Source organism: Paenibacillus glycanilyticus NBRC 16618, assembly GCF_004000805.1.
Lineage (GTDB): Bacteria > Bacillota > Bacilli > Paenibacillales > Paenibacillaceae > Pristimantibacillus > Pristimantibacillus glycanilyticus.
In genome coordinates, this window is record NZ_BILY01000080.1 from 1 (window position 1) to 7,990 (window position 7,990).

Below are 7,990 nucleotides of genomic sequence, written 5' to 3' on the forward strand. Positions count from 1 at the left end.
GCCCGCAGGCTGGCATCGCCAGCAGCCTGCGGGCCCGGCCCTTGCATTGGCGCGCCGGCTTCGCGGCGCGCCTGCTCCACGCAGGCCGCGAGCGAAGCCAGCGGCCCGCCGCCACTACCCGCACCGCTGCTGCCCCGCGAAACACCGCTCCCAGCACCGCACTCCCAAAGCTCCACGCATCGAATCGCATCCCCTAATGGCAATGCCTCCTCCCATAGCCAGCCTTCTTCCGCCCGCTCCCCTCTTAATCTCATTTCGACCGCTTCATTCCGCGCTTTATCCTTATTTCTCATCCCGCCATAGCGACTATCTACTAACCTAACAGCTTCCGCTAGCCCCTCCTCCATCCAAAACAACCGGTCCACTTCCGGCGCGATCGTCATCTGAGCAGACCACCCCCCGCCAACATGCACGACATACACAAAAGCTTTCAATCGTTTCCCTCCCCGCGCACGCAAAAAAGCACACCTCAATGATGCCATTGCATCATCGGGGTGTGCTTCACTCCGTGCTTCCAATTAACTTCCATTATAGCTCAAAACGGCATTTTCGACAAATCCGATGGATTCTGCAAATCAACAAGAATAGCCTGGTCCGGCTTGCTTACAATCCCTTCGTTTCTAAGCATCCATATAAGACCTGCCGAATCGTCATCCGATTGTGAGCGCTTTCGATCCTTCAAACCTTCATCCGCAAAAACCGTAATATTCCCGTTCTCCCGCCGAAGACGGTCAACAATCTGAGCGGTCTGATCAGCCGAATCATTATCCACAACCGTAAGCTGAACATCCGTCCCCATTCTGCGCGAATAGGAAGAAAACTGGCGTAAAAACATTTCCATCTTCATATGCTGATCATGAGCAACAAGAACATAATGCTTGCTTTCGCGGACTTTGCCCCGCCTGAGCCTATAAGCCACATGCACCGATGCGGCGGCCAAAGCATAACAGCCTATCACAAGAAGAAAAATCGCAATCAGGTCGGCCACCTCCTCTTTGTGACAATATATGCCGTTATGAGCCCAGTGGTTACGGACACAAGGACAAGGGGGACAAAATGTGTGATCGACATGCCTCTGCGTCTATTGTAAAATAAATACAAATGAAATCATGCGTGTGAAGCACACCGCTCTTATCCCGTTACCAACGGGAGGGCCGTGTGCTTTTTTATTTTCCAAAGGAGTGATTATTCTGGTTAAGGTACTTGAAGCCCCATATGAACAATGGTTGCAGGCTCAGCTTCAATCCGGTGGCAACGAACGTAGACGCAGATTATCCGAAGAGCGTCATGCGGAGGATTTATTTCTTAGGCAGGTTTGGTTGCCGGCTATTGGCCAGCTTGATCATCTGCACGCAGAATACGAGGTGGATGACTACAAGGACGGTCAGCGATTTCTCGATTATGCCTATCTTCGCGAGCCCTACAAAGTTTGCTTCGAAATTGACGGATACGGTCCACACTTCCGTGATGCTGACCGCAGACAGTTCGCCGACAACCTGATGCGACAGAACCATCTTATCCTGGACGGCTGGTTAGTGATCCGCTTCTCCTATGACGACATCAAGAGCAAGCCGCGCCAATGCCAGCAATTTCTTCAGCAGCTGTTCGGCAAGCTATTCAGTCTTACGCCTGATACGAAACTATCCCTGCAGCAAAAAGAGATCCTTCGCTACATACAACTTGTCCGTAAACCAGTGACGCCAAAAGATATAAGCCAATTACTATCAATTAGTTCAAAGTATGCCCGCAAACTGTTAATAGAAATGGTTAGTTTAAATTATTTACAACCTGCAAACGCCACTGTCCATCGAGTCCGTACCTACAAGTTGCACACCGCTACTCCTAGAGTCTAACTAGCTCAAGTTCAATCTTCTCTTTGGATAAGACCCTACCAGGGTCTTATCCTCTCCAAACTGCCACATTCAATTCAATAAGACCCTGGCGGGGTCTTATCCTACCTACACTAGCTTCTCTCTTTCCCAATAAGACCCTCACAGGGTCTTATCTCCCCGTCACCCCGCCATATTCACTCTCCCAACCGCCACTTCCCATTCGATAAGGCCCTGACAGGGTCTTATTCCAACCAAACTAGCTAGTTGCTTACCCAATAAAACCCCCACAGGGTTTTATCTCCCCGTTACCCCGCCATATTCACTCTCCCAACCGCCACTTCCCATACGATAAGACCCTGCCAGGGTCTTATCCCACCTACACTAGCTACTCACTTACCCAATAGGACCCTCACAGGGTCTTATCTGCCCATCACCCCGCCATATTCACTCTCCCAGCAGCACTTCCCAGTCGATAAGACCCTACCAGGGTCTTATCCTCTCCAAACTAGCTACTCTTTCCCTCTATAAGACCCCCGCAGGGTCTTATCGCGACTCCACCTTTTCCCTGCTCCAAACCGCCACATTCCATTCAATAAGACCCTGTCAGGGTCTTATTCCAACCAAACTAGCTAGTTTCTTACCCAATAAGACCCTCACAGGGTCTTATCTGCCCGTCACCCCGCCATATTCTCTCTCCCAACCGCCACTTCTCATTCGATAGGACCCTGCCTGGGTCTTATCCCACCCAAACTAGCTACTCTCTTCCCCAATAAGACCCTCGCAGGGTCTTATCGAGTCCTTCGGGCCGATGTCCAGCCACCCCTCCCCCAGAAAACACAAAAAATCCCGCGTCTACGACACGGGACTCTATTATGCACCTGTAACCAGACCTGATCTGACTTCGGCCGCCTGATGGCGGGCCGCTTTTCACCGGGTTCCTGCCTCTCGCATGCAGCTTTGGTCTGCCCTCGATCGAGCCCCTCGCCTCCTGCGCGCCGATTAGGCCCAGCGCACTTCGCGTGTGAAAAAAGCTAGCCCGGCTACAGCGTTACCCAGCCATATTTGATGGATTGAATAACCGCTTGCGTGCGGTCGTCAACCTCCATCTTTTGCAAGATGCTGCTTACATGGTTTTTAACGGTTTTCTCGCTAATGAACAAATACTCGCCAATCATCTTATTGCTCTTGCCTTCCGCCATAAGACGCAGCACTTCCGCCTCGCGGCGAGTCAGCGGATTGTCTTCGCCCGCTATGAACTTCACGCCTGGCTCCATGCCAGCCGCAGCGCCCGAAATCACGCCCATCTCATCGAGGTAAGTCATGCGGCGGAGCTGATTGATCAGCTTGCCAGTCACCTTCGGATGAATATAAGCATGTCCGTTCACGACGGAACGGATCGCGTTAATGAGCGACTCCGCTTCCATGTCCTTCAGCAAGTAGCCTGTAGCTCCTTTGCGGAGCGTCTCGAATACATAGCTTTCGTCGTCATGGATAGACAGAATAATGACTTTTACATCAGGGAAAATCGTCTTCAGCCTCTCGGTCGTTACAACGCCGTTCTCGATTGGCATGTTAATATCCATTAACACGATTTCCGGAATCGTGTGGTTGCAAAACTCGAGCACTTGTATGCCGTCTCCGCATTCCCCAATGACCTCGAGATCGTCTTCCATGTTCAAAATCCGTTTAAGTCCTTCGCGGAAAAGTTGGTGATCATCCGCTAGCAATACTTTTATCTTGCGCTTACTTCCCGGCGCAGCCTGGTTCATCGTCATCTTACTCCTTTCTACTCTCTACGGTAATTGGGATGTTGATTATAATCTTCGTCCCTTGTCCTAATTTTGAGTCGATTTCCATCCTCCCTTCAAGAAGATCTACACGCTCGCGCATGCCAATCAAGCCGAAAGAAGAGTTGTTCTGCGCATGGGCTTCCGCCTGCTCGCTATGGAATCCAATACCGTTATCCACGATCGTAATCGTGACCGTCTCTGTCGTAAAAGCAACCTCCAGCGTAACAAAGGATGCTCTTGCATGCTTCTGTGCATTGGTGAACGCTTCCTGAACGAGACGGAAAACACCAGCCTCCATGGCTGACGGCATCCTGACTTCTTTACCGTTAAGCTCAAAGATTGTCCGGATCTTTGTCTTATCTTCAAAGTCGTGGGCGAACTTGCGAAGTGCAGGTACAAGACCCAAATCATCCAAGGCCATCGGACGCAGGTTGAAAATAATTTTTCTTATTTCCTCCAGTCCGGAACGAACCTGACCTTTCAGATCTAATAATTCGTCCTGCACCATTTGAAATTCCTTCTTTAGTAGCATTCTTTCCACAATTTCTGTTCGAAGCACGATATTGGCAAGAGATTGAGCCGGTCCGTCATGAATTTCGCGGGAAATTCGCTTCCGTTCCTCCTCTTGCGCCACGATGATTTTTAGACCTATCATCTGTCTCGTCTTCGCCGATTCCAATATGCGCGATACCTGGTTCAGGTCGCCGGACAAATACTGGAGCACCACATTGATTTGCGAGGCAATTGTCTCCGCCCGCTCGATCGACTTCTCGACATTGCGGACCCGCTTCTGCAGATCGTCCCGGCGAGTTTTCAAATACGCTTCCTTCTCCCGGTAGACCATCAGATCGAGCTGAATTTGAGTCGCCTTCTCGTAGGCGGTTTTAATGTCCTCTTCTTTATATCGAACAAAGTCTTTGCTAACTTCAGTCAGCCGAATGCGAGCGCGCCGGTAGTCCTGCTCCAGTTGGTCTACTCTTTCGATTGTCGTTAACGTTTCCGCCAGTACAATCTCGAGCTCTTGACCAAGGGATTCGAGCTCCTGGCGCGCCGATTCGCATATTTCGTAAATTTGCAGTTTGCTGTCCTCCATGACGGAGATCGCATTCGTAATCACTCTATTAATATCGACTATGTGCTGGTCCAAAACAATCGGCAACCTTTCTTACCACATCAGAAAGTATAAGTTTTCGAACTCGAAAACTAGCTTTCTGATTGGGGATAAAAACTACCACTGAAACGCGGCCCTTCATCTTCGAAGTACTTCGATAGAAGTTTTTCTCAAATTCTAAGAATATATAAGTTTCACCTTATAAATAGCGCTTAGAATTCTCGGAATGAAACTCCACCCGCTCTCCAAGGAAGCGAGGCCGTTTCACCTGGTTAAAGGCTATTCCCCTTTATCATAACACAGGTTGGTTGCCGATCGTCCACCATTAATCGATGGCAATCTTTTTCGTTTTGTTATCGTAGGTGACCTTTAGACCCAATTTTTCGGAAACGAGACGGATCGGAATTAACGTTCTTCCGTTCTTGATCATTGGAGCAACTTCCGTCTGGGAAAGCGCGCCGTTGATATTAATTTCCTTTTTGCCGATGACCATTTCAAGCATTTTGGAACCGTTCAGAACAGTCACGCGATTGAGCTTATTGTCCCATTTCAGGGTAACGCCCATCGCATCGGTAACAAACCGAATCGGTACATAAGTCGTACCGCCCGTCTCGAACGGAGCTACCTCCATGGCAATCGTCTTGCCGTTGGAAACAGCCGACTTTTTGCCGATCGTCATTTCGATATGGCCCTTAGTTGGTGTTGTCGTTGAAGCCGCATATTGCAGCTTGATGTTATCAATGCCTACCGCGCCTGTTGCGGCACGCTCATCCTGACCGTCCGGCGTTGTCACCACGTAAACGCGCTTCAGCTTAACCGGATACGCCATTCCTTTGGCAGACAAGTCGGCCTTAACCGATTTCCAGCCTGTCCAGTCGAGCTGCTTCGCCAGGTCTACGAGGTGGGCCGTGCCATTGGCATCCACGAATTCGGCACGCAGCCAGTTAAGGCTCTTATCGCCGTATACGTCCATTGTCATCGATACCGGCGAGCCGTCGATCGATTTCCCGGAGCTGCCGTTAAACTGCGCGTATACCGCTTTTGTACCAGTTCCGGCACTAAAGTCATAGGAAATTTGTAGCGCTTTGCCTGACGTTTGGCCCGGCAGGTCCGTAACCAGCTTCACGCTGCCCGTTGTTGTCGCAGAAGGCGTCACCTGCGGATTAATCGCATAGGATACATTTTCGAATGTCTCAAACGTTTTCTCGGAACCACCCTGCGTGAACGGAAGCATGGTCCCATATCCGTCGTAGCGGCCAATCGCGTAGCCCGTTGTCGTGCCCGGATTGACGGAGTTAACCGTAAGCGTGTCTCCACTTGTTGTTGCGGTAAAACCAGTGAACTCCCATTGCAGCGAGTCGCCGGTCAGCTTGTAGGTTTTGCCGTTCTTCAAGGTAACTTTTACCGGAATGGACACCGTTGCGCCCTTCGACAGGACGCCTGCCGCCGTGTCGAGCTTCAGCTCCGCAATCTGGTCTTTGCCGATAACCTCAACCGGATAGGTAGCCGTTACGGAGCCGGATTTCACCGTAATGTTGGTTGTGCCCGGCTTGGAAGCCGTAAACGTATTGCCGCTGAACGAACCAACGCCGGTAGTGCTGCCCCAGCTTGCGTTCGTTCCGTCTACCGTATAAGGATTGTAATACGTATCATAGCCTTTTACCGAGAAGGTTGTCTTTTGTCCGACAAAAAGAACGTTCGAACCGCTAATCGCAATCCCTTTCAGATCGCCTTGCGGTGCCGTTGTGAATACCCCAATCGAATTGGAAATGCTGCGCTGCGTTGTATCGTATTGCGTGGAATGAGCCAGACGAAGCGAAGTCTCGCCAAGCGGACGCTCAATCATCGTTGTTGAACCGCCGCCGTCGAGGTTGATCCCTTTGTATACGCCAAGCTTCACCATTACCTGCTGCAATTCTTTCAGATTAAGCCCCGTGCTGTCCCCGTAGTCCTCGCTTGTAATCAGATAAACCTTTGTACCGTCCTTGGAATAACCAACCGCCGTACGGGATACGTAGGAAGAGCCGCTTACGCCCGTAATATCGCGGGAGAAAGTCGCAGCCGCACCATTATTTACGAGAATCGTATGTCCGCCTACCAGCATTTCAAAGGACGTTGGATCTACCTTTTGCCCGGATGTGGCGGATACGAGTGAGTAATCGGATGTTACGGACTGGCCAACCTGCAAATGCTCGAGAATAAATTGGGCCGCAGTCCCGTGACCGCGCAGGATATAACCGTCTGCCGGGATCGCCCCAGTTAACGGCTTGCCGTCCGAAATTTGCTGAACAACTCCGTTTACGACAAGGGCTTCCGTTGGAGTCGTAGACGAGTTTTTAGGGCGCTCCGCGCCGCCCCAGGCGCTATTGTAAATATAGAGAGCGTTAAGATGGCTGTAATTCGAGGAACCGCCCTCCGGAATATAAGCGGACTGGTTCAGCCCTGCCAGCGTAAAGCTGGAGCCGTCTGCAGACGTCACTTTACCGTCAAAGGTATAGCTGTCGATGACCGGCTTGCGGTCTTTGGTCACGGCAAAAGCGTACATGCCCTTAATTTGCATCGGGCTGGTCATAAGCGTTCCGCTTATAACCTGCGCGCCCATTGGCGAGCCTTCCGTTGTCGTGATAAACACATCGGCGTTGATACCCGCAACCGCGCCGTTCTCTTTCGTCATATTCATAACCGTATTCAGCTTGCCTACGGTATCGTTCTTGCCGCTCATCGTGTTCAAGTTCACATAAGGATTGGTGAGATCGACTTGAATGACATGGATATTCGCTTTAGCAGCTTTTCCGCTGCGTGTTGTCGTCCAGAGATAGTCCATTCTTTGCGCGCCAGCCGTAATATACGACTGTTGGAGAAGCTTAAGGGATGGCTCTGCCGTAGCAGCAGCCGCTGCTGTACCTGCTTGGAACGGATTCAAGTCTAAAGATATAGCTGACGAGACTGGCTGAGCCAGCAATGTGCCACCGATTACGACAACCGCGATCTTTTTGCCTAGACTTCCCGTCTGCCGGACTTTGCTGTTATGTACCTTACTCATCGTTATAGCAACTCTCCTAATCTATTAATCTATCTATTATAGACTATTAGAAGGGGAGAAAAGTTCCGAGTATAAAAATTTCTTAATAAAAATGGGAGGTAAGTGCTGGATGATGATAGGGCAAAAGTCGAGGGCAAGGCTGCGAGAAAAGGTCATTCTTCCGATCGCTGTTGCAGACGAATTCCAGCATCCTCTAGGTCAATAAGACCCTGAC

The 7,990-nt window shown here is 50.6% G+C and carries 6 protein-coding genes; 1 reads left to right on the top strand and 5 read right to left on the bottom strand.

Translation table 11 applies throughout. The annotated features are described in order from the left end of the window. Together PGL01S_RS30465 and PGL01S_RS30470 are read right to left on the bottom strand one after the other, a co-directional pair. The coding region (locus tag PGL01S_RS30465) for a hypothetical protein (protein WP_373864176.1) at positions 1-434 on the bottom strand (434 nt) is incomplete at its 3' end. 101 nt (positions 435-535) lie between these two features. Further along, the gene (locus PGL01S_RS30470) at positions 536-988 is read right to left on the bottom strand and encodes a hypothetical protein (RefSeq protein ID WP_116393607.1); all 453 of its coding nucleotides are present in this window, start codon (positions 986-988) and stop codon (positions 536-538) included. Between the two features lie 127 nt (positions 989-1,115). On the opposite strand from PGL01S_RS30470, the gene PGL01S_RS30475 reads away from it, so the two are divergent. After that, positions 1,116-1,853: a putative endonuclease domain-containing protein gene (locus PGL01S_RS30475; RefSeq protein ID WP_244935826.1), complete on the top strand. Its 738-nt coding sequence runs from the start codon at positions 1,116-1,118 to the stop codon at positions 1,851-1,853. A 1,019-nt stretch (positions 1,854-2,872) separates the two neighbouring features. On the opposite strand, the gene PGL01S_RS30480 is transcribed toward PGL01S_RS30475, so the two are convergent. From PGL01S_RS30480 to PGL01S_RS30490, 3 genes are all read right to left on the bottom strand, one after another. Continuing rightward, positions 2,873-3,601 carry a response regulator gene (locus PGL01S_RS30480; protein WP_127499480.1) on the bottom strand — a complete coding sequence of 243 codons (729 nt, stop codon included), beginning with the start codon at positions 3,599-3,601 and terminating at the stop codon, positions 2,873-2,875. A 7-nt stretch (positions 3,602-3,608) separates the two neighbouring features. Continuing rightward, positions 3,609-4,769, bottom strand: a complete 1,161-nt coding sequence (locus PGL01S_RS30485) for a sensor histidine kinase (protein ID WP_127499483.1) — start codon at positions 4,767-4,769, stop codon at positions 3,609-3,611. A gap of 289 nt (positions 4,770-5,058) precedes the next feature. Continuing rightward, positions 5,059-7,776: a stalk domain-containing protein gene (locus PGL01S_RS30490; protein ID WP_127499485.1), complete on the bottom strand. Its 2,718-nt coding sequence runs from the start codon at positions 7,774-7,776 to the stop codon at positions 5,059-5,061. Positions 7,777-7,990: the final 214 nt, after the last annotated feature.